The organism is Sphingomonas sp. GW821-FHT04B01, from assembly GCF_059420425.1.
Genome location: NZ_JBWKTR010000002.1, coordinates 139,175 through 159,313, shown reverse-complemented (window position 1 = coordinate 159,313; position 20,139 = coordinate 139,175). Strand labels below are relative to the sequence as shown.

Sequence of the window (20,139 nt, the reverse complement as noted above, 5' to 3'; positions counted from 1 at the left end):
GCCTGCGCTCGCGCTCGCCGCGGCGCAGATGCATGACATGGGCGGGATGCAGATGCCCGGCATGCAGATGCCCGCACCCGCGCGTCCCAAAGCCAGGCCGAAGGCGAAGCCCAAGGCGCGGCCGGTGACGCCCCGCGCCGCGGCGCCCGCCGCACCCACGGCCTGCCCGCCCGAACACGCCGCGATGGGCCATTGCACCGCAGCCGCCCCCCCAGACGCCCCCCCAGACGCCATGCCCGACATGCCCACGATGACCCCCGCTCCCGCGGCAGCGGCAGCGACGGCCACCGGCACCGACCAGCCCGCCGGTAATGCGCCGCCGCCCGCACCGCCGCGCGATCTCGCGGCCGCGCGCTTCTACGATCCGGCGGCGATGGCGGCGGCGGACCGGCGGATGCGCGCCGAACACGGCGGCATGACGTTCGGCCAGATCCTGTTCGACCTCGCCGAGGTGCAGGTGCGTAACGGCCGCGACGGCCTGCGCTGGGACGGCGAGGGCTGGTATGGCGGCGACGTCCACCGTCTGGTCGTCAAGAGCGAGGGCGACGGCAGCATCGACCGGATCGATCGGGCGGAGATACAGGCGCTTTATTCGCGCGCGATCGGCCCCTATGTCGATCTGCAGGGCGGCCTGCGGCAGGACCTCGGCGCGGGTGCCAAGCGCACCTATGCGACGGTCGGCGTCGAGGGGCTGGCGCCTTACTGGTTCCAGGTCGAGGGCGCGCTGTTCCTGTCCGACAAGGGCGACCTGCTCGGCCGCGTCCAGGCCTATTACGACCAGCGCATCACCCAGCGGCTGATCCTGCAACCACGCGCCGAACTCAACGTCGCCGCGCAGGACGTGCCGGCGAGCGGCATTGCCGCGGGACTGTCGGAGGCCGAGCTCGGCCTGCGTCTGCGCTACGAGATCCGGCGCGAGGTCGCGCCTTACGTCGGCCTGTCGTGGGAGCACCGCCGACGGCCGACGACGCACGACGATGCCGGCGGCGCGGCGCTGGTGCTCGGCGTGCGCGGCTGGTTCTGAGCGTCAGTACGAAACCCGATCGAAGCCATTCAGAACAACCTATATTAAGCAGTCCTCAACGTCGACGCGGCAAAGGAGCATCATGCGGTGGCGGTGGTGCTCCTTTGCTATGGGTCTGGCGGGTGCCGCATGCGCGTTGACCGGCTCGGCGGCACGCCCGACCGCCGCCCCCGTCGCCCGCCCCGTCGCCATCGTTGCGCCACGCATCGCGGACCCCTGGGCTGCCGCCGCCGATCTGTTCTTCAAGGTCGCCGCGCGCGATGACGCCATTCCCGACGCCGGCCTCCCCCGCGCGGTCGCGCAGGACGGCGACGGCTTCATCTGGCTGGCCACCGACGGCGGCCTCGCCCGCTGGGACGGCACCGGCTTCAAGACCTATTCGACCGAACCCGCGGACGGCGCCGGGTCGCTGCCGGAGCTGATGGTCAACACGCTGTTCACGGATCGTGGCGGCCGGCTGTGGCTGGGCATGAGCGCCGAGGGGCTGCTGTGGCGCGATCCGCTCACCGACAGCTTCCATCGCCCGCCCAACCGCACGCCGCTGGATCGTGCCCATGTCATGGCGATCATTGATGACGACGCCGGCGGCCTGTGGGTCGGCAGCGAGGCCGGGCTGAGCCACATCCGCGGCTCCGACCATCGCGCGACGCTCGTCAAGGGTCTGCCGCCGGGCCGGATCGGCGCGGTGCATCGCGACCGCAAGGGGCAATTGTGGGTCGGCGACGAATCGCGGTTGTTCCGCCGCGACGTCACCGGCGGCTTCGTCGCGGTGCCAGTACCCGGTGTGAACGGGACGATCACCGCGCTGCATGCCGATGGCGACGGCCGGCTGTGGATCGCCACCGCCGGGTCGGGCTTCCACGTCCTCGCGCCCGACGGCGGCGTCCGCCACCTGCCGGTTACGGTCGACGGGCATGCGGTGCCGCTCGGCACGATGGTCGACGCCGGCAACGGCGAACTGTGGGTCGCGTCGCGGGCGGGGATCATCGCCGTCGCCCCGGCGACGATGCGGATGCGGCGCCTCGCGCATGATCCGCAACTGCCCGCCAGCCTCGCCGAAGACGGGCTCAACCATCTGATCCGCGACCGGTCGGGGCTGGTGTGGATCGTCGGCGACGCGACGCTTTCCTATGTCGATCCCGCCCCGCGCCGCGTGCTCGGCCTCGTGAACGCGCTGCGCGCCGGTTCGCGGCAACAGCCCGACAGCGCCTGGTCGCTCGGCGTCGCGCCGGACGGCGCGCTCTGGTACGGCTCCCCGGACATTCCGGGATCGCGCCTCGCTCCCGCCGTCGGTGGCGGTCTCGCGCCGCCGCAACGGCTCCCGGCGGCAGTGCGCAACGTCCAGTCGATCGCCTTCGCCCCAGACGCCGCCTTCACCGCCGGCGAGGGCGGGCTGTTCCGCCTGTCGCTCGACGGCCGGCGCGCGCAGCGGCTGTCGGCGCAAGCCTGGTCGCGGGTGCTGCTGCAAGGCGACCGGCTCTACGTCGGCAACGGCCTCGGCGTCGCACTGGTCGATGCGCGCCATCCGGGGCCGCCGCGCCCCCTGCCCTGGTCGAAGGCGCTCACCGACCTGCGCGTCCGTTCGCTCGCCTTCACCCCCGACGGCATGCTGTGGGTGGGAACGGCGCGCGGGCTCAACCGCGTCGATCCCGCCAGCGGTCGCGTCGTCGGCATCCGCCCCGGCAACGGCCTGCGCGCCAATTTCGTCGGCACCTTGCTGTGCGACAGCGACGGGCGATTATGGGCGGGGACGATCGGCGGCGGCATCACCGTCTTCGCCCGCACTGCCGGTGCATGGCGGCCGATGGCGCATCTCGGCCGCCGCGAGAGATTGCCGCACGATACCGTCGATAAATTGCTGCTCGGCAGCGACGGTGACGTTTGGGCGAGCACCGATGGCGGCATCGCGCGGATCGACCCCGCCAGCCTGACGATCACGCCGCTCTACGCGTCCGACGGCGTCCCCTTCACCGCTTATTGGACCGGCGCCGGCGCCACGCTGCCCGACGGCCGGCTGGTGTTCGCCGGGTTCGGCGGATTGACGATGATCGATCCCGCCGTGCCGCCGCGCGAGGCGGCGGACGCGCCGTTGCGCTTCACCACGGTACGCGGCAACGACAAGGCCTTCGTGCCGGCGCCGGGGCGGATGCTGACCATCGGTGCCGGCGAACGCAGCCTCACCGCCGACTTCGCGCGGCTCGACTATGCCGCCGCGCGCGATCAGGTCTACGTCTACCGTCTGTTCCCGCAGGAGACCGACTGGACGCGGGTCGATGCGATGCACCGCAGCGCGCGCTACACCAATCTGCCGCCGGGCCGGTCGACATTGGTCGTCAGAGCGCTGGGCGCGGGCGATCGCGGCAGCCTGCACGTCGTCGGCGCGCCGCTGACGCTGGAGATCGACGTCGAGACACGCTGGTTCGAGACGAGCGCGTTCCGCATCGCCGCCGCCGCGGCGATCGTCGCGGCGCTGCTCGCTTTGCTCAACCTGCGGTTGCGCGCGGCGCGCAAGCGCGAGCGGCAGCTCGAATCGCTCGTCGAGCGGCGTACCGCGGAGCTGCTCGTCAGCCGGTCCGAGCTGGAGAAGCTCGCTTACACCGATACGCTGACCGGGCTCGGCAATCGCCGATTGTACGGCGAGATGCTCGCGCGCCATCTCGGCGACGCGCGGCATGCGCCGTTCGGATTGCTGCTGATCGATCTTGACCGGTTCAAACAGGTCAACGACGCGCTCGGCCACGATGTCGGCGACGCGCTGCTGATCGAGGTCGCCGACCGCCTGAGCGCGACGATCCGCCAGCACGACAGCATCTTCCGCCTCGGCGGCGACGAATTCGCGATCATCCTCGCCGGCCTCGACGGCGCGCCTGCGATCGACGAATTGTGCCGCCGCCTCTACGCCGCCTTCACCGCGCCGGTCGCGGCCGGCAACCACCGCCTGCAGGTTGCGCTGAGCATCGGCGCGGTCGTCGCGCGGGCGGAGGGGATGTCGACCGAGGCGGTCTACAAGCTCGCCGATCTCGCGCTCTACGACGCCAAACGCGCCGGCCGCGGCACCTGGCGCCTCTCGCCGATCGACCCGGACGTCTGACGGCACACACGCGTCTGGGTCGCTCGACTCGCTCGCTTCATCGCGCGTATGGAGCGCCTCGACGTGGATGGCGGCGCGTCATGTCCGCGCTGCCGGTCCGGGATCGGCGCGCCCGCTATAAAGCGTCCTAGGGTCAGGGGTAAGGGAAGCGGGATCGCTTTGAACAAGCCGAAACCGCGGCAGGCGGGGCAGCGCTTCGCTCGCGCTCGCTTGCGTCACAGGCTTGCCCATGCGCGGGGGCGGATCGACGGATGGTTCCCCGACCGCGAGTTCATCATGCGCTCGCAGGGTCAGGTGCGGTTCCTGCGCATCTCCGCGCGCACGCAGAAGCGCGCGGCGATGAGTGCGGCGGTGCTGGTGCTGGCCTATGTCGGCTCGATCGCCACGCTCGCGGTGATCCGCTGGCGCGACTCCTACGACATCGATGCCCTGCTCACCCGCCAGGCGCGGGTCGAGAAGGCGGAGAATCGCGTTTCCGCCTATCGCAAGAACCTCGACGGCGTCGCGTCCGACCTGCAGCGGCGGCAGGACTTCATCGAGAAGGTGACGCAGGCGCATCTCGGCAAACTGCCACGCGACGCCAAGCGCGACGAGACCGTCACCAACAGCAGCGGCGAAGCGCGCCGGACGATCGACAAGGTCAGCGCCGCGGTGCCCGAGGCCGGCAATCTCGCGCGGGCGGAGGCGCGTCAGATCGCCTTCGTCGAGAGCCTGACGCGCTATGCCGACCGCCGCGCCGCGACCGATGCCGCGACGATGCGCAAGCTCGGCGTCAACCCGCAGATGCTGCTGGCCGCGCGCGACGATGGCGAGGCGATGGGCGGGCCGCTGTTCGCGCTGTCGACCAACGCCGATGGCTCGATCGATCCGCGCTTCGCCCGGCTCGGCGCCAGCCTGGCGCGGATGAGCGCGCTGGATCAGGCACGCTCCCGCATGCCGCAGGTGCTGCCCGCGAGCGTCGATTCGATCTCCAGCGGCTTCGGTTATCGCTCCGACCCGTTCACCCGCCACGGATCGTTCCACCCCGGCCTCGATTTCCGCGGCCCGCTCGGCGCGCCGATCTACGCCGCGGCGCGCGGCGTGGTGAGCTTCGTCGGCCAGCGCTCCGGCTACGGCAATTGCGTCGAAGTGACGCATGGTAGCGGCCTCGTCACGCGCTACGCGCATATGTCCGCGTTCCGCAGCCATGTCGGCCAGCAGGTGGTCGCGGGGCAGACGATCGGCGCGATCGGCTCCACCGGGCGCTCGACCGGGCCGCATCTGCATTTCGAGGTGCGGATCAACAACCGCCCCACCAACCCCCGTCCCTTCCTAGAGGCGCGCAGCCATGTTCCATCGAAGATCGTCCGCCAATCTGCCGGCCCAGCCCCGGCCACCGGCCCCGCCGAAGATTCCGGTCCAGACAAGGGTAGCGACTGAAGCCATGAGCAAGAATGCCACATTCTCGATGATTGGCGCCGATGTCGTCATCACCGGCGACCTCTCGGCTTCGGCCGACGTCCATATCGACGGCCGGATCCACGGCGACGTCAACTGCCTCGCGCTGGTGCAGGGTGCGGCCAGCGAGATGATCGGCACGATCACCGCCCAGTCGGCGCATCTGGCCGGCACGGTGCGCGGCAGCATCGTCGTCGTCGACCTCGTCATCCAGCGCAGCGCGCATATCGTCGGCGACGTGCATTACGAGACGCTGACGATCGAACAGGGCGCCCGCGTCGAAGGCACGTTCGCCAAGGGCGGCGCCGAGACACCGGGCACGACGATCCCTGGCGAGCCGGCCGCCCGCGAACCCTATGAGAACCCGCCGCTGACGTGGCAGGGCGACGACCCCGACGGAACGGCGGAATGATCCGCCGGCCCGGCTACCCCTGCCAGCCGGGCCGCAGCGCCAGCCGCAGGACGCGGTCGTTCGCCGTCAGGTAGAGCGCGCGGCCCTTCTCCCCGAAGGCGCAATTGGCGATCGGCGCGCCGCTTTCGATCAGGCCGAGCGGCTCGGCCTCGGGCGTCATGAGCATCATGCCGCCCGGTACCGAACAGACCAAGGTCCCGTCGCGCGCGACCTTCATCCCGTCGGGCAGGCCCGGCCCGCCGGCCGCCTTCATCGCCTTCGCGTCGAGCAGCACCCGCCCTGCCCCCGGCCTGCCGGCGGCATCGAGGTCGTAGACCATGATCCGCGGTGCCGCCTCGTCGGAGACCGAGACGTAGAGCCGCCGCTCGTCGGGCGACAAGGCGATGCCGTTGGGGCGGGTCAGGCCGCCCTCGATCAGCGTCACCTTGCCGTCGGGGTGGCGCCGGTACACGCCGTTGACCGATTGCTCCTTGAGCGGCGAGGCATCGCCGTCGGCGAAGCCATAGGGCGGATCGGTGAACCAGATGCTGCCGTCGCGCGCGACGTGCAGGTCGTTGCAGCTGTTGAAGCGCTTGCCGTCGTAGCGGTCCGCCAACACCGTCCGTCGCCGGGTGGCGAGATCGACGCGGTCGATGCTGCGCCCGCCGCTGTTGGCGATCAGCAGCCCGCCGCCGCGGTCGAGCGCGAGCCCGTTCGACCCCGCCTCGCGGACCAATTTGGGGTTGGTGCCGGCGGCGCCCGACGGGCTGAGGAACGGCGTCGCGCCGCGCCCGCGCTGCCAGCGCCGGATGAGGTTGGCGGGCGGGTCCGAGAACAGCAGATAGCCGCCCGCCGGCACCCATACCGGCCCTTCCGCCCAGCGGATGCCGGTGGCGATCACCTCGGGCTGCGTGCCGGGCACGATCATCCGGTCGAGGCCGGGGGCGATGCGGCGGACGCGCGGCGCCTCCGGCGTCTGGGCACCGGCGCGCGTCGCGAGGAGCGCCAGCCCGCCGGCCAACACCGTGCGGCGATCGAGCGGGATCATTCCGGTGCCACCTGCGCGGTGCCGGCGCGGGTCAGCGTCAGCATCGGTCGCGCGGTCGCGGTGACGCGGCCCCAGGCGGGCAGGCCGGGTCCGTTCGGATCGCCGGTCTTGACGAAATTGACCAGATAGCGGCTGATCGTCCGCGCCGCGGTGCGATCGGTGTCGCTGGTCGCCGCGCCATATTTGATCGCGGCGGTGTCGAAGAAGAACGGGATGTCGGTGGCATGCCCCGCCCCCTTGGTCTGCGGCGTCACCGCGGAGGTCGCGACATAGTCGAAGCGATAATGATAGACCGGCACATTCTTGCTCGCCAGCAGCACGGCGACGTCGCGCGCGCCGGCGATCATCGCGCCGGTCGGACCGCCGATGTCGGCGCTGGTCGCGCCGATCATCACCGGCACCTTGGCGAAGCGGCCGGCGTCGTAGGCGGTGCGTGGATCGACGAAGGTACGCCCGTCGGGCACCGGCCCGCTATAGCCGCCCTGCCCCATCGATGCGAGATTGAGGCCATTGACCACCTGCTCGGCAGGCAGCGCGCGCAGCTTGGCGGCGGCCTGCGGATCGTCGGCGGCGATGCCCTTGCCGCTGGCGAAGGCGACGCCCGCCGCCTCCGCGGTCACCAGCGAACTGCCGTGGTTCGACCCGTCGCCGCCCGACTGGATCACCGCGCGCTGGAACAATCCCGCCGCCGCCGGCGAGCTGAGCATCGCATGGACCGACATGCCGCCGGCGCTCTCGCCGATGATCGTGACGTTGTCGGGATCGCCGCCGAAGCGCGCGATATTGGCCTTCACCCAGCGCAGCGCGGCGAGCTGGTCAAGCAACCCGTAATCCGCGTCGGCGGGCTTGAGGCCGGGATGGGCGAAGCTGCCGAACCGGCCGAGCCGATAGTTGAAGCTCGTCACCACGATGCCCGACCGCGCCAGCGCCGCGCCGCTATAGGTCGGCGGCGACGACCCGCCGTTGACGAAGCCGCCGCCGTAGATCCACACCATCACGGGCAGCTTCTTGGCATCGCCCGCCGGCCGCCAGACGTTGGCGTAGAGGCAATCCTCCGCCGGCGCGGTGCCGAGCGGCGCGGCGTCGCTCGGGAAGGGCAATTGCATGCAATCGGCGGCATAAGCGGTCGCGTCGCGCACCGCGGTCCAGCGCGCCACCGGTTGCGGGGCGCGCCAGCGCAGCGCGCCGACCGGCGGCGCGGCGAAGGGGATGCCCTTGAAGGCGACGACCCCGTCCGCACGCGCGCCGCGCACCGGGCCGTCGACGGTGCGCACCACGGGCGCGTCCTGTGCCGCCGCCGCGCCCGGCACCACCGCGAGCAGCAGCGCCAGCCGAACATATTTCGATATCATGCACCGCTCTCCGGTCGTTTCTCGTCCGCCCCTCGATGACACGCCGGTGCCCCCTTGGGCAACGACTGGATTGATCCGGCCCGGCCACCCCGACCAAAGTCGAGGGGCGCCGCGGCGTCATCCGAGATAGGCGGCAAGCCGCTCCGCCGTGCCCGCGGGCACGTGCAGGCCGAGCTTGCTGCGCCGCCACAGCACGTCCTCGGCGGTCTGCGCCCATTCCTGCGCGACGAGATAGTCGACCTCGGTGGTGAACAGTCCGCCGCCGAGATCCTGCCCCGGATCGCGGTCGAGGATCGCGGTCGCGCGCGTGCCGTATGCGTGTGCCAGCCGCCGCAGCAGATCGCGCGACACCTCGGGATAGCGCGCCTGCAAACCGGTCAGGAAGCGCCCGAAATCCGCATCCGGCAGATCGCCGCCGGGCAGCACCGCCCCCGCCGTCCACGCCGGCGCCTGCGACCCGAGCAGCGGCGCGAGATCGCGCAGCGCATGTTCCGCGAGCTTGCGATAGGTGGTGATCTTGCCGCCGTAGACGCTCAGCATCGGCGCCTGCCCCTCGCCCGCGTCGAGATCGAGCACATAGTCGCGCGTCACCGCCGAGGCATTGGCCGCCTTGTCGTCGTAGAGCGGCCGGATGCCCGCATAGCTCCAGACGATGTCGTCCGCCCCGACGCTGTGCTCGAAATAGCGGGCGATCGTGTCGAGCAGATAGTGCGTCTCGGCCGCATCGATCGCCGCGCGAGCGGGCGGTGCGTCCCACGCGGCGTCGGTCGTCCCGACGAGGGTGAACCGCCCTTCGTAGGGGATGGCGAAGACGATCCGCCGGTCTTCGTTCTGAAGCATGAAGGCATGATCGCCTTCGTAGAGCTGCGGCACGACGATATGGCTGCCCTTGACCAGCCGCACGCCGCGATCGTTGCGCGCTCCCGCAGTCCGGCCGAGCACGTCGGCGACCCATGGCCCCGCCGCATTGACCAGCGCCCGTGCACGGACCATCCGGACGTGACCGTCCTTGTCGGCAATCTCCGCGGTCCAGCCGTCCGCGCCGCGCTGCGCGCGCACCAGCCGCGTCCGGGTCGCGATACGCGCGCCACGCTCCGCCGCGTCGCGCGCGTTGAGCACGACAAGCCGGCTGTCCTCGACCCAGCAGTCCGAATAGACGAATGCCTTGCCGGCCCGTTCGGACAGGCCCTGCCCGAACGGCGACCGCGCCAGCGCGACGCTTTGCGTCCCCGGTAGTTTCCGGCGGCCGCCAAGATGATCGTAGAGGAACAGCCCTGCCCGCACCATCCACGCCGGCCGCGGCGAATGCGTCTGCGGCAGTACGAAGCGCAGCGGCCAGACGATATGCGGCGCCATCCCCCACAGGCGCTCGCGCTCGATCAGCGCCTCGCGGACCAGCCGGAACTCGCCATATTCGAGGTAGCGCAGCCCGCCGTGGATCAGCTTGGTCGAGGCGGACGAGGTATGGCTGGCGAGATCGTCCTGCTCGACCAGCAGCACCGACAGCCCCCGCCCCGCCGCGTCGCGCGCGATGCCGGTCCCGTTGATGCCACCGCCGACGACCAGCACGTCGACACTCTCGTCCGGCCCCCGTTCCATCGTCAAAATCCTTCGCTTTCGTCGCGCTGCGAGCAATACCGCATCCCGGAGCGAAACGAAGCACAGGAGAGACGGATGGCCAAGACGCACATTCTGGTCATCGATCAGGGCACGACCTCGACGCGCGCGATCGTCTTCGACGGCACCGCCCGCCGCGTCGCCATCGCCCAGGCCGAATTCGCGCAACATTATCCGGCACCCGGCTGGGTCGAGCACGATCCGGAGGACATCTGGCGCGACGCGCTCGCCACCGCACGAACGGCACTCGCGAACAGCGGCCTCGCCGCCGCCGATCTCGCCGCGATCGGCATCACCAACCAGCGCGAGACGGCAGTGGTCTGGGACCGGGCCACCGGCGAACCGGTCCATCGGGCGATCGTCTGGCAGGACCGGCGCGGTGCGGCGCGCTGTCAGGAGCTGAAGGCCGAGGGTGCCGAGGATCTGGTTCGCGCGCGCACCGGGCTGCTGATCGATCCCTATTTTTCCGCCACCAAGATCGCCTGGCTGCTCGACAACGTCGCGGGCGCACGTGACCGCGCGGAGCGTGGCGAGCTCGCCTTCGGGACGATCGACAGCTTCCTGCTGTGGCGGCTGACCGGCGGCGCGGTGCATGCCACCGACATCACCAACGCGTCGCGGACGATGCTCTACGACATCCACCGTCAGGACTGGGACGCCGAGCTGTGCCGACTGCTGCGCGTGCCCGCGGCGATGCTGCCGCAGGTGCATGACAACGCTCATGTCTACGGCATCACCCGTCCCGACCTGCTCGGCGCCGCGGTGCCGGTGGCGGGGATCGCCGGCGACCAGCAGGCCGCCTTGTTCGGGCAGGCGTGCTTCGAGCCCGGCATGGCCAAATCGACCTATGGCACCGGCTGTTTCATGTTGCTCAACACGGGAAGGGAGGCGGTCGCCTCGCAGCATCGGCTGCTCACCACCCCCGCCTATCGGCTCGACGGACGCACCGTCTACGCGCTGGAAGGATCGATCTTCATCGCCGGCGCCGCGGTCAAATGGCTGCGCGACGGCATCGGCGTCATCACCCACGCCAGCCAGACCGACGATCTCGCCACCCGCGTTCCCGACAATCACGGCGTCTACATGGTCCCCGCCTTCACCGGGCTCGGTGCGCCGCATTGGGACCCGGACGCGCGCGGCGCGATCTTCGGGCTGACGCTCGGCGCCGGCGCGGCGCATCTCGCCCGCGCCGCGCTTGAGGCGGTGGCGTTCCAGACGATGGACCTCGCCGAAGCGATGGCGGCGGACGGCGGCGGCCATCCGGCGATCCTGCGCGTCGATGGCGGCATGGCGGCGAACGACTGGCTGTGCGGCTTCCTCGCCGACATGATCGACACGCCGGTCGAACGCCCGACCGACCTCGAGACGACCGCACGCGGGGCCGCCTTCCACGCCGGCCTCGCCACCGGCGTCTGGTCGGGGCTCGATCATCTCGCCCGGCTCTGGTCGCGCGACCGCTGCTTCGCGCCGACGATGCGCGCGGAGGAACGCGCCCCGCTCGCCGCGGGCTGGCATGATGCCGTACGGCGGACGTTGAGTACGCACTAAGTAAAGACGCAGCGGTCAGGAATCCGGAGCATCCACGGCAAGTCAAGCGACGCCTTCGATGGCAAAGTCGATGGTCAAACGTATCGTAACAAACGCTAAATTCTATTGCCGATCGCCAGCGCTCCCAGTGTCCGCAAGGATACGGCCGCTTTGAAAAGAAACCCATAATCGGTAAAAAGCAACGCCGCTGCGCCGGCGGGCCTCGCGGATTCTCTACAAGACCTGGACAAATATCACGAACCAGGGGGACTTTGATGCACTATCGTCGTTCGCGTCAGGCGCGATGCCTGATCGCCGCCTCCGCTGCCGCACTCGCGGCAGCGCCGGCCGCCGCCCAGACGCAGGCGCCCGCGCCCAGACCGGGGACCGTCACCGAGGACGCCGATGGCGCGATCATCGTCACCACGACCGCGCAGAAGCGGTTCGAGAACCTCCAGAACGTGCCGATGCCCGTCCAGGTGGTGCTGCCTTCGCAGCTCGACGCGCAGGGCGCGCATCATTTCCAGGATCTCGACAAAGTGATGCCGTCGCTCGTCATCCGGCCGGCGAACCATCCGGTGAACTACAACGTGGCGATGCGCGGCATCGGCACCTTCGCTTATGCGATCGGGGTGGAATCGAGCGTCGCGGTGACCGTCGACGGCGCGCCGGTGGCGTTTCTGGCGCGTGCGATCACCGACCTGCCCGACGTCGCGATGATCGAGGTGCTGCGCGGGCCGCAAAGCACGCTGTACGGCAAGTCGGCCTCGGCCGGCCTCATCAAGATCATGACGACGCAGCCGACCGACCAGCTGCATATCCGCGCCAATGCGCGCATCACCGGCGATCACGAATTCGCCGAGCAGCTGAGCGTCACCGGGCCGCTGACCGATACGCTCGGCTTCGTCTTCTCGGGCGGTTACACGCATTGGGACGGCAACGCCCGCAACCTCGACAACGGCAAGCGCGCCAATGGTCGCGAGACGCTCAACTCGCGTGCCAAGCTGCGCTGGAAGGCCAGCCCCGGGCTCACCTTCACCCTGTCGGGCAATTACCTGACCGGCAATTCCACCGCCGCGCGACCGTTCGTTGCGATGTCGCCCGAAGCGCGCTTGCGCGGCGATCCCGCCCTGACCAGCGCGGTCGTGCTGCCGGGGGTCGTGATCGGTCCGGACAATCAGAACGTCGCCTACAACGCTCGCTCGGGTACGCAATATCACGGCGGCGGCGGACTGCTGCGGACCGAGCTCAGTCTGGGAACGCTAAACCTGCTCAGCCTGACGAACTACGACCGGTTCAAGCTCGACGATTATTTCGACTATGACGATACCGCCGCCAGGAAGCGCGTCGGCAATGCGCGCGAGATCGGCACCTTCCGGTCGCGGCTGTTCAGTCAGGAGGTGCGGCTGCTGTCGCCCGACGATGCGGCGTTCCGCTATGCGCTCGGCGTCTATTACGCCAACACCGGCTTCGAACGCCCGTTCGATCGCGGCCCCGGTTTCGCCTTGTCCAACCTGTACGCCACCGCGGGCTCGCGGCAGATCGCCGGCTTCGGTCAGATCGACTGGGAGTTCGTGCCGCATCTCACCGCGACGGCCGGTGGCCGTGTCCAGAACGAGCGTGTCGATTACACCTATGCCAATCGCCTGCTCGCCCGGCGCGATCCGACCGCGAAGAGCTATTTCGCCGGTCACGACAGCGACAACGTCTTCACCTACCGTCTCGGCCTCGACTATCAGGCGACCCGCGACCTGATGCTCTTCGGCAGCTATGCGACCGGCTACAAGGGGCAGGCCTATGACCTGTCGACCGGGTTCGACCAGAAGCGCGCCGACAGCGGCCCGATCCGGCCCGAACGCTCGCGCGACAAGGAGATCGGCGTACGCAGCCAGTGGTTCGATCGTCGCCTGACGTTCAACCTCACCTTCTTCAACACCCATTATCGCGATCTGCAGGCACAGACGATCGAGACCTTCCCCGATGGCACGTTCATCAACCGGCTGACCAACGTCGGCCGGCTGGTGACCCGCGGCATCGAGGTCGAAAGCTCGGTACGGCCGACGGACGATGTCACGCTGACCGGCAATGCGACCTATCTGCGCGCCAATTACGTCTCCTTCCCCTCCGCGCCCTGCTATGCGTTGCAGACCGAGGCGCAGGGCTGCACCGGCAATCCCCGTCGCCAGAATCTCAGCGGCGAACGGCTGCCGCAGGCCCCGACGTGGCGGATCAATGCGATCGCGGACTATTCGCCGGCGCTCGACGACAAGCGGCGCGGCGTGATCCAGGTCGCGTGGCAATATCAGGGCGCGCTCTATTACGCGCCGCGCGACCCGCAGGTGCTGCAGAACGCCTATCACATCGTCAACGTCAATCTCGGCGTGCGCGATCAGGCGCACCGCTGGGAAGCGGTCGCCTTCCTCGACAATGTGTTCGACCAGCGCCACTATAGCGCGATGGTCAACGTCGCGAGCAACTTCGACAATCGCGTCGCCACCGTCGCGATGCTGCCGCGCGACTATCGCCGCTACGGCGGCCTCCGCGTCGGGCTCAACTTCTAACCTGAGTATAAGTCTCGGATAAGAGACGACAATCCCGCTTGTATCTGTCTGACCGCCTCGACTACCAAGGTGGCGAGCCGTGAGTCGCGGCGGCAGACAGATCGCTCGTCGAAGCGGCGCAACAGGCCGGGCGCGCCCCGGTCGGGAGGAGGTGGATGATGGCGATCGGATGCCACCTCCGGTGCGGCACGACCCGGGCGTTCGATCCGTCGCGGCCCGCGGCAGGCGCATCACCCGGCGCGCCGCTTATCCTGCACATCGGAGCCTGACATGGACATCGGACGTCGTGACCTCCTACTCTCGGCGGCGGCGCTGACCGTCGGCTCCAGCGCGATCGGGCGGGCGGCGCCGGACCGGCCGCTCGGCTATGCCATCGTCGGGCTCGGCAGCTATGGCCTCGGCGTCATCATCCCGCAATTCGCCAATTGCACCCACAGCCGCCTCGCCGCGGTGGTCAGCGGCGATGCCGCCAAGGCGCAGCGCGTTGCGGCGGAGCACGGCCTGCCCGCCCGATCGGTCTATTCCTACGCCAATTTCGACACGATCCGCGACAATCCCGACGTCGACATCGTCTACGTCTGCCTGCCCAATTCGATGCACGCCGAATATACCATCCGCGCCGCCAAAGCCGGCAAGCACGTCATGTGCGAGAAGCCGATGGCGGTGTCGGTCGCCGAATGCGAGGCGATGATCGCCGCCTGCAAGAAGGCGAACCGCAAGCTGATGATCGGCTATCGCTGCCATTTCGAGCCGTTCAACCTCGAGGCGATGCGGCTCGCCCGCACCGGCGCCGCCGGCAAGATCCGCTACGTCCGTACCGAGCATGGCTTCACCCAGGGCAGCCCGTCGGCATGGCGACTCAAGCGTGCGCTGGCGGGCGGCGGCTCGCTGATGGACATGGGCGTCTACAGCCTGCAGGCGGCGCGCTACATGACCGGCGAGGAGCCGATCGCGGTCACCGCGCGGGAATCCACCGACCGGCGCGATCCGCGCTTCACCGAGGTGGAGGACATGATCGAATGGACGCTGGAATTCCCGTCCGGCGCGATCGCCGGCTGCCAGTCGATGTACAGCGCCAACCAGAACCATATCCTGCTGATGGGCGACAAGGGCCGGATCGAGCTGGAGCCGGCGACGCGCTATGACGGCAACCATATGTGGCTGGGGCGCGACGGCCGCGAACGCGAGGTGACTCCGCCCGCCGGCCCTGCGAAGACGCAATTCGCCGGCCAGCTCGACCACCTCGCACAATGCGTGCGCAGCGGACGCGAACCGATCGTCTCGGGCGAGGAAGGGCTGCGTGACATGCGCATCGTCGAGGCGATCTACCGCTCGGCACGCGAAGGCCGGACGATCCGGCTGGACGGTCGCGCATGACCGGCCTGCGTCTCTGCACCGCGCTGGCAATGCTGGTCGCGGCGCCGCTGGCGGCACAGAGCAGCGGCCCCGCCCGCTTTGCCGCCGCCGCGGACGTGCGGACGCAGATCGCCGCGATGGCCAAGGCGATGAAGCCGGGCCAGGGGTTCGCGTGGCAGCCGCTGGTGCAGGCCGACGGCCATGTCGCCGCGCTCGAGATCTGGAAGTCACCCGGCCGTCCCGCGGTCCATCCCGCGCAGGCGGAATATGTCATGGTCGTCGACGGCGCCGGTACGATGATCTCGGGCGGAACGCTCGCCGACGCCAAGCCGACCCGCCCGGATCTCACCGAGGGCAGCCGTATCGTCGGCGGGACGACGCGGACGCTGAAGCCCGGCGACGTCTTCCTCGTGCCCGCCGGCGTGCCGCATTGGTTCGGGATCACCGGCGAGCGGCTGGTCCTGCTCGGCACCAAATTGTCCACCGCCCGATGACGATCGACGCGCGCTGATCCTGCCTCGTCGTCGCAGCCGATCCGCCGCACATGCGGATCGGTTACACCGCGCTCGCGCTATAATCGAAGAACCGTCCGCGACTGACGCCGGCGCAACCGCACACGGCCGAATTGCACGCACGCGATGATTTCGCGGCGACGCACTTATCGCATTAACGGCTTTTAAATCCATTACTGACCAAAAGGCAGTCGTTAGCTGTCTCGCCCGCTTTAGCATCGGCCTGCCGGCAAACGGCGTTGCGGTGCTATAATTCTATGAGGCGATCGAGACATGACCACCATGACGTTGGTGCTCAATGATGACGCATGCCTGAAGACGGTCGGGGATATTGCCGATCGTCTACGGGATGCTGCGTCCGAGCATGACAGCATTTGCCTCGATCTGGCCACGGCCGGCACTATCGACCTTAGTACCTTGCAACTTATTGAGTCGGCCCGGCGAAATGCTGCGGATGGCGGCGCGGCGGTGACGCTTGCCCAGCCCGCTTCGCCGGCGCTCGCCGCGCTGCTCGATCGCGCCGGCTTCCTGGCGGCGGCGTCGCCTGCCGACATCACCTTCTGGTTCCACGGAGAATTGCCGCAATGACCGCTTCCATCCTGACCGTCGACGACAGCGCCAGTTTGCGCATGGCGATCCGTATCGCCCTGACGGGCGCGGGCTATGCCGTGACCGAGGCGGGCGATGGCGTCGAGGGGCTCGCCAAGGCCGCGGAGACGCGGTTCGATCTGATCGTCACGGATCTCAACATGCCCAACATGGACGGGCTGACGATGATTCGCGAGTTGCGCAAGCAACCCGAACAGGCCGGCGTGCCGATCCTGTTCCTGACGACGGAATCGGACGGCGACATCAAGGCGCAGGCGAAGGCGGCGGGCGCCACCGGCTGGCTGGTCAAGCCGTTCGTCCCCGAACAGCTCGTCAAGACCGCGCGCAAGGTGCTCGGCAGATGACCGAGGATCCCGCCGCCGCCTTCCGGGTCGAAGCCGCCGAACTGCTCGACCAGGTCGAGCAGGGGCTGCTCGACCTCGGCCATCACCTCGGAGACACCGCGTTGGTCAACGCGGTGTTCCGCGGGTTGCACACGCTCAAGGGCTCGGGCGCGATGTTCGGCTTCGACGCGCTCGCCGCCTTCACCCATCATTGCGAGAGCGCCTTCGACAAGGTCCGCAAGGGCGAGGTGCCCGCGACCGAGGAGCTCGTCGCGGTGATCCTCTCGGCGGGCGACCATATGCGCGCGCTGGTCGACGGCGATCCCGATACCGGCGAGGGCGAGGCGATCCTCGCACGGCTGGCGGATGCGGTCGCCGCCGCGCAGACCGATGGCGTCGCGGTCGCGGCGCCCGCCGCGGCGCAGCGCGGCTGGAAATTGTTCTTCCGCCTGCCCGTCGATGCGATGCGCAACGGTACCAACCCGCTGACCCTGCTCGACGAATTGCGCGAGCTGGGTGCGTGCACGATCGCGGTGCGGACCGACGCGGTACCGCCGCTGCCGGCGCTGGTGCCGACCGACTGCCATCTCGGCTGGGACGTGACGCTGACCGGCGACATCAGCCGCGAGGCGATCGAGGACGTGTTCATCTTCGTGATGGACGACATGACGCTCGAGATCGAAGCGATCGAGCCGGACGCGCCGGATGCCGCGGTTGCGGAGGCGGTCGCCGCGGCACCGGTCGAGGACGAAGGCCAGCACGAGGCGAAGCTGCCCGTCAAGCCGGCGGCGGAAAGCGTCCGCGTGCCCGCCGAGCGGCTCGACCTGCTGATGGATCGCGTCGGCGAGCTGGTAATCGCGCAGAGCCGGCTGTCGCAGCTCGCGCATCAGGACGGCGGCGTCGCGCTGCGCTCGGTGTCCGAGGAGATCGAGCGGCTGTCGGGCGAATTGCGCGACACGATGATGGGGCTGCGCATGGTGCCGGTCGGCACGCTGTTCGGCCGCTTCCGCCGCCTCGTCCACGATCTCGCGCGCGACACCGGCAAGGCGATCGAGCTGATCACCGACGGCGAGGCGACCGAGATCGACAAGACCGTCGTCGAACGCCTGTTCGATCCGCTCGTCCATATCGTCCGCAACAGCTGCGACCATGGCCTGGAGCCGGCGGACGTCCGCGCCGCCGCCGGCAAGCCCGCCACCGGCACGGTCCGGCTGGCGGCGCATCAGGCCGGCGGCGAGGTGGTCATCACGATCCGCGACGATGGTCGCGGCATCGACCGCGCCCGCGTCCGCGCCAAGGCGGAGGCGAACGGCCTCGTCCAGCCCGGCCAGGTGCTGACCGACGGCGAGTTGCTGGGCCTGATCTTCGCGCCCGGCTTCTCGACCGCCGCGCAGGTGACCAATTTGTCGGGCCGCGGCGTCGGCATGGACGTCGTCAAGCGCACGATCGAGACGCTGCGCGGTACGATCGACGTCGCCTCGGTCGACGGCGAGGGTTCGACGATCACATTGCGCATCCCGCTGACGCTGGCGATCATCGACGGGCTGCTCGTGCGCGTCGGCGACGGTCGCTACGTACTACCGCTCGCCGCGGTCGAGGAATGCCTCGAACTCAGTCCCGAGGAGGATATCCGCTCGCGCGGGCGCAGCCTGATCAGCCTGCGCGATCGGCTGGTGCCGTTCGTCCGGCTGCGCGACCTGTTCGCCACCGGTACGGCGCCCGATCCCTATCAGAAGATCGTCGTCGTCTCGATCGGCGCGGAACGCGTCGGGCTGGTCGTCGACCAGATCATCGGCAACCACCAGACCGTCATCAAGTCGATGTCGGCGCTGCATCGCGACATCGGCTCCTTCTCGGGCGCCACCATCCTCGGCGACGGCAACGTCGCCCTCATCCTCGACATCGGCCATCTGGTCGATCTCGCCCAGCCCCGGGAGGAGCGGCTGCAGGCCGCAGGATAAGCCCATGACCGATTCCACTCCCCTCCCCTGGACCGCCGACGGCACGCTCGAGGTCCTGTCCTTCGGCGTCGGCGGCGAGACCTTCGCGATCGAGGCCGTGCTGGTGCAGGAGATCCTCGACCTGATGCCCGAGACCGCGGTGCCGGGCGCCGATCCGCTGGTCGGCCACGTCATCAACTTCCGCGGGCGCGTCATTCCCCTCGCCGATCTGCGCCGGGCGTTCGACATGGCGCCGGCGGACACCACCCGCGACAATCGCATCGTCGTGATCGAGCGGCCGGTCGGCGAGACGCTCGAGCTGATCGGCCTGCGCGCCGACCGGGTCAACGAGGTGACGACCCTGTCGTCGATCGATTGCGAAGCCGCGCCGGCGATCGGCATGCGCTGGCGCCGCGACCACATCCGCGGGCTCATCCAGCACCATGGCGAGATCGTCGTCCTGCCCGACCTCGACGCCATCTTCGCGACCGTCGTCCACTGACCTGTCGGCCGACGGCCGCACGATAACCACCCGGGGGGGGAGAAACCGCCATGAACGCATTCACCAATCTGTCGATACCGAAGAAGCTGATCGTCTGCTTCACGATCCTGCTGCTCTTCGCGATCGGCGCCAATACGGTCATCTACAACAAGTCCAATGACTTGCGGGCGGCGACCGAGATGAACCAGCACACGTTTGCGGTGATCGGCGCGGCCAATCGGATCCAGGAGAATGCGGTCAATCAGGAGACGGGCTATCGCGGCTATCTGCTGTCGGGCGACGCCAAGTTCCTCGAACCCTATCGCAAGGGCGCGACTGATCTCGCCACCGCCTGGGACGAGGCGCGCAAACTGACCGCGGACAATCCGCGCCAGCAGGAGCGGTTGCAGAAGATCAAGACGCTGGTCGACGACTGGCACGACCGTGTCGCCGAGCGCGCCATCCACCTGATGGGCAATCCGCAGACCGTCGGCGACGCACGCCAGATCGAGATCAGCGGCGCCGGCAAGCAGGTGTTCGACAGCCTGCGCGCCGAGATCGCCGCGGTGACCGACGAGGAAAACCGGCTGATGACCGAGCGTCAGGCCAATCAGACGGTTGCATTCGCCACCATCGAACGCGCGATCTTCATCGGCACCGCGCTGACGCTGGTGCTGCTCGTCGCGATCGGTTTCAGCATGACGGTGACGATCGCGCGCCCCGTCGGCCGCGTCGCCGAGCTGCTCGGCACGCTTGCCACCCCGCTCGCGACCGATCGCCGCGACGAGGTCGGGCGGATGTTGGGCAGCGCACAGGCGGTCGAGGCGGCGTTCCGCGACATTTCGAACGTCGTTGCCGCAGTGTCGGTCG

General features: G+C 69.4%; 15 protein-coding genes and 1 pseudogene. 13 read left to right on the top strand and 3 right to left on the bottom strand.

Annotated elements, in window-relative coordinates; translation table 11 throughout:
• Positions 1-28 precede the first annotated feature (28 nt).
• The 4 genes from AC07UH_RS07005 (at position 29) to AC07UH_RS06990 (ending at position 5,964) form a co-directional block, all read left to right on the top strand.
• Entirely contained in the window at positions 29-1,024 is a 996-nt protein-coding gene (locus AC07UH_RS07005) for a copper resistance protein B (protein WP_495180494.1), read from the top strand.
• 109 nt (positions 1,025-1,133) lie between these two features.
• Positions 1,134-4,115 (top strand): diguanylate cyclase domain-containing protein, encoded by a 2,982-nt coding sequence (locus AC07UH_RS07000; protein WP_495189840.1) that lies wholly within the window; start codon positions 1,134-1,136, stop codon positions 4,113-4,115.
• Between the two features lie 276 nt (positions 4,116-4,391).
• Positions 4,392-5,534: a M23 family metallopeptidase gene (locus tag AC07UH_RS06995; RefSeq protein ID WP_495189841.1), complete on the top strand. Its 1,143-nt coding sequence runs from the start codon at positions 4,392-4,394 to the stop codon at positions 5,532-5,534.
• A 4-nt stretch (positions 5,535-5,538) separates the two neighbouring features.
• On the top strand, positions 5,539-5,964 hold the full coding sequence (locus AC07UH_RS06990) for a bactofilin family protein (protein WP_495180355.1): 426 nt from the start codon (positions 5,539-5,541) through the stop codon (positions 5,962-5,964).
• Positions 5,965-5,977: 13 nt separating this feature from the next.
• Here the strand turns inward: AC07UH_RS06990 and AC07UH_RS06985 are convergent, their stop codons facing one another.
• From AC07UH_RS06985 to AC07UH_RS06975, 3 genes are all read right to left on the bottom strand, one after another.
• Positions 5,978-6,991 (bottom strand): SMP-30/gluconolactonase/LRE family protein, encoded by a 1,014-nt coding sequence (locus tag AC07UH_RS06985; protein ID WP_495180356.1) that lies wholly within the window; start codon positions 6,989-6,991, stop codon positions 5,978-5,980.
• A complete protein-coding gene (locus AC07UH_RS06980) occupies positions 6,988-8,343 on the bottom strand; it encodes a carboxylesterase/lipase family protein (protein ID WP_495180357.1) in 1,356 nt (451 codons plus the stop codon). The genes AC07UH_RS06985 and AC07UH_RS06980 overlap by 4 nt, the downstream gene beginning before the upstream one ends.
• Before the next feature lie 117 nt (positions 8,344-8,460).
• Positions 8,461-9,942 (bottom strand): glycerol-3-phosphate dehydrogenase, encoded by a 1,482-nt coding sequence (locus tag AC07UH_RS06975; protein ID WP_495180358.1) that lies wholly within the window; start codon positions 9,940-9,942, stop codon positions 8,461-8,463.
• A 75-nt stretch (positions 9,943-10,017) separates the two neighbouring features.
• Between AC07UH_RS06975 and glpK the strand changes: the two genes are divergently transcribed.
• From glpK to AC07UH_RS06930, 9 genes and pseudogenes are all read left to right on the top strand, one after another.
• Positions 10,018-11,508 carry a glycerol kinase GlpK gene (gene glpK, locus AC07UH_RS06970; protein ID WP_495180359.1) on the top strand — a complete coding sequence of 497 codons (1,491 nt, stop codon included), beginning with the start codon at positions 10,018-10,020 and terminating at the stop codon, positions 11,506-11,508.
• 254 nt (positions 11,509-11,762) lie between these two features.
• Positions 11,763-14,048: a TonB-dependent receptor gene (locus AC07UH_RS06965; protein ID WP_495180360.1), complete on the top strand. Its 2,286-nt coding sequence runs from the start codon at positions 11,763-11,765 to the stop codon at positions 14,046-14,048.
• A 270-nt stretch (positions 14,049-14,318) separates the two neighbouring features.
• On the top strand, positions 14,319-15,425 hold the full coding sequence (locus AC07UH_RS06960) for a Gfo/Idh/MocA family protein (RefSeq protein ID WP_038658936.1): 1,107 nt from the start codon (positions 14,319-14,321) through the stop codon (positions 15,423-15,425).
• A complete protein-coding gene (locus tag AC07UH_RS06955) occupies positions 15,422-15,898 on the top strand; it encodes a cupin domain-containing protein (RefSeq protein WP_495180361.1) in 477 nt (158 codons plus the stop codon). The genes AC07UH_RS06960 and AC07UH_RS06955 overlap by 4 nt, the downstream gene beginning before the upstream one ends.
• Before the next feature lie 291 nt (positions 15,899-16,189).
• Positions 16,190-16,504 (top strand): STAS domain-containing protein, encoded by a 315-nt coding sequence (locus tag AC07UH_RS06950; RefSeq protein ID WP_495180362.1) that lies wholly within the window; start codon positions 16,190-16,192, stop codon positions 16,502-16,504.
• A complete protein-coding gene (locus AC07UH_RS06945) occupies positions 16,501-16,869 on the top strand; it encodes a response regulator (RefSeq protein ID WP_038658930.1) in 369 nt (122 codons plus the stop codon). The genes AC07UH_RS06950 and AC07UH_RS06945 overlap by 4 nt, the downstream gene beginning before the upstream one ends.
• Positions 16,866-18,809, top strand: coding sequence for a chemotaxis protein CheA (locus AC07UH_RS06940; RefSeq protein WP_495180363.1), 1,944 nt, complete (start codon positions 16,866-16,868; stop codon positions 18,807-18,809). Before AC07UH_RS06945 ends, AC07UH_RS06940 begins: the two co-directional genes overlap by 4 nt.
• Before the next feature lie 4 nt (positions 18,810-18,813).
• Positions 18,814-19,290 (top strand): chemotaxis protein CheW, encoded by a 477-nt coding sequence (locus AC07UH_RS06935; RefSeq protein ID WP_495180364.1) that lies wholly within the window; start codon positions 18,814-18,816, stop codon positions 19,288-19,290.
• 50 nt (positions 19,291-19,340) lie between these two features.
• A pseudogene (locus AC07UH_RS06930) lies at positions 19,341-19,865 on the top strand (CHASE3 domain-containing protein); the annotation flags it as partial.
• Between the last annotated feature and the right edge of the window lie 274 nt (positions 19,866-20,139).

Bases quoted from the DNA above. Each gene is read 5' to 3' on its own strand.
- AC07UH_RS07005 (WP_495180494.1), top strand. From the start codon at position 29: ATGCATGACATGGGCGGGATGCAGATGCCCGGCATGCAGATGCCCGCA.
- AC07UH_RS07000 (WP_495189840.1), top strand. From the start codon at position 1,134: ATGGGTCTGGCGGGTGCCGCATGCGCGTTGACCGGCTCGGCGGCACGC.
- AC07UH_RS06995 (WP_495189841.1), top strand. From the start codon at position 4,392: ATGCGCTCGCAGGGTCAGGTGCGGTTCCTGCGCATCTCCGCGCGCACG.
- AC07UH_RS06990 (WP_495180355.1), top strand. From the start codon at position 5,539: ATGAGCAAGAATGCCACATTCTCGATGATTGGCGCCGATGTCGTCATC.
- AC07UH_RS06985 (WP_495180356.1), bottom strand. From the start codon at position 6,991: ATGATCCCGCTCGATCGCCGCACGGTGTTGGCCGGCGGGCTGGCGCTC.
- AC07UH_RS06980 (WP_495180357.1), bottom strand. From the start codon at position 8,343: ATGATATCGAAATATGTTCGGCTGGCGCTGCTGCTCGCGGTGGTGCCG.
- AC07UH_RS06975 (WP_495180358.1), bottom strand. From the start codon at position 9,942: ATGGAACGGGGGCCGGACGAGAGTGTCGACGTGCTGGTCGTCGGCGGT.
- glpK (WP_495180359.1), top strand. From the start codon at position 10,018: ATGGCCAAGACGCACATTCTGGTCATCGATCAGGGCACGACCTCGACG.
- AC07UH_RS06965 (WP_495180360.1), top strand. From the start codon at position 11,763: ATGCACTATCGTCGTTCGCGTCAGGCGCGATGCCTGATCGCCGCCTCC.
- AC07UH_RS06960 (WP_038658936.1), top strand. From the start codon at position 14,319: ATGGACATCGGACGTCGTGACCTCCTACTCTCGGCGGCGGCGCTGACC.
- AC07UH_RS06955 (WP_495180361.1), top strand. From the start codon at position 15,422: ATGACCGGCCTGCGTCTCTGCACCGCGCTGGCAATGCTGGTCGCGGCG.
- AC07UH_RS06950 (WP_495180362.1), top strand. From the start codon at position 16,190: ATGACCACCATGACGTTGGTGCTCAATGATGACGCATGCCTGAAGACG.
- AC07UH_RS06945 (WP_038658930.1), top strand. From the start codon at position 16,501: ATGACCGCTTCCATCCTGACCGTCGACGACAGCGCCAGTTTGCGCATG.
- AC07UH_RS06940 (WP_495180363.1), top strand. From the start codon at position 16,866: ATGACCGAGGATCCCGCCGCCGCCTTCCGGGTCGAAGCCGCCGAACTG.
- AC07UH_RS06935 (WP_495180364.1), top strand. From the start codon at position 18,814: ATGACCGATTCCACTCCCCTCCCCTGGACCGCCGACGGCACGCTCGAG.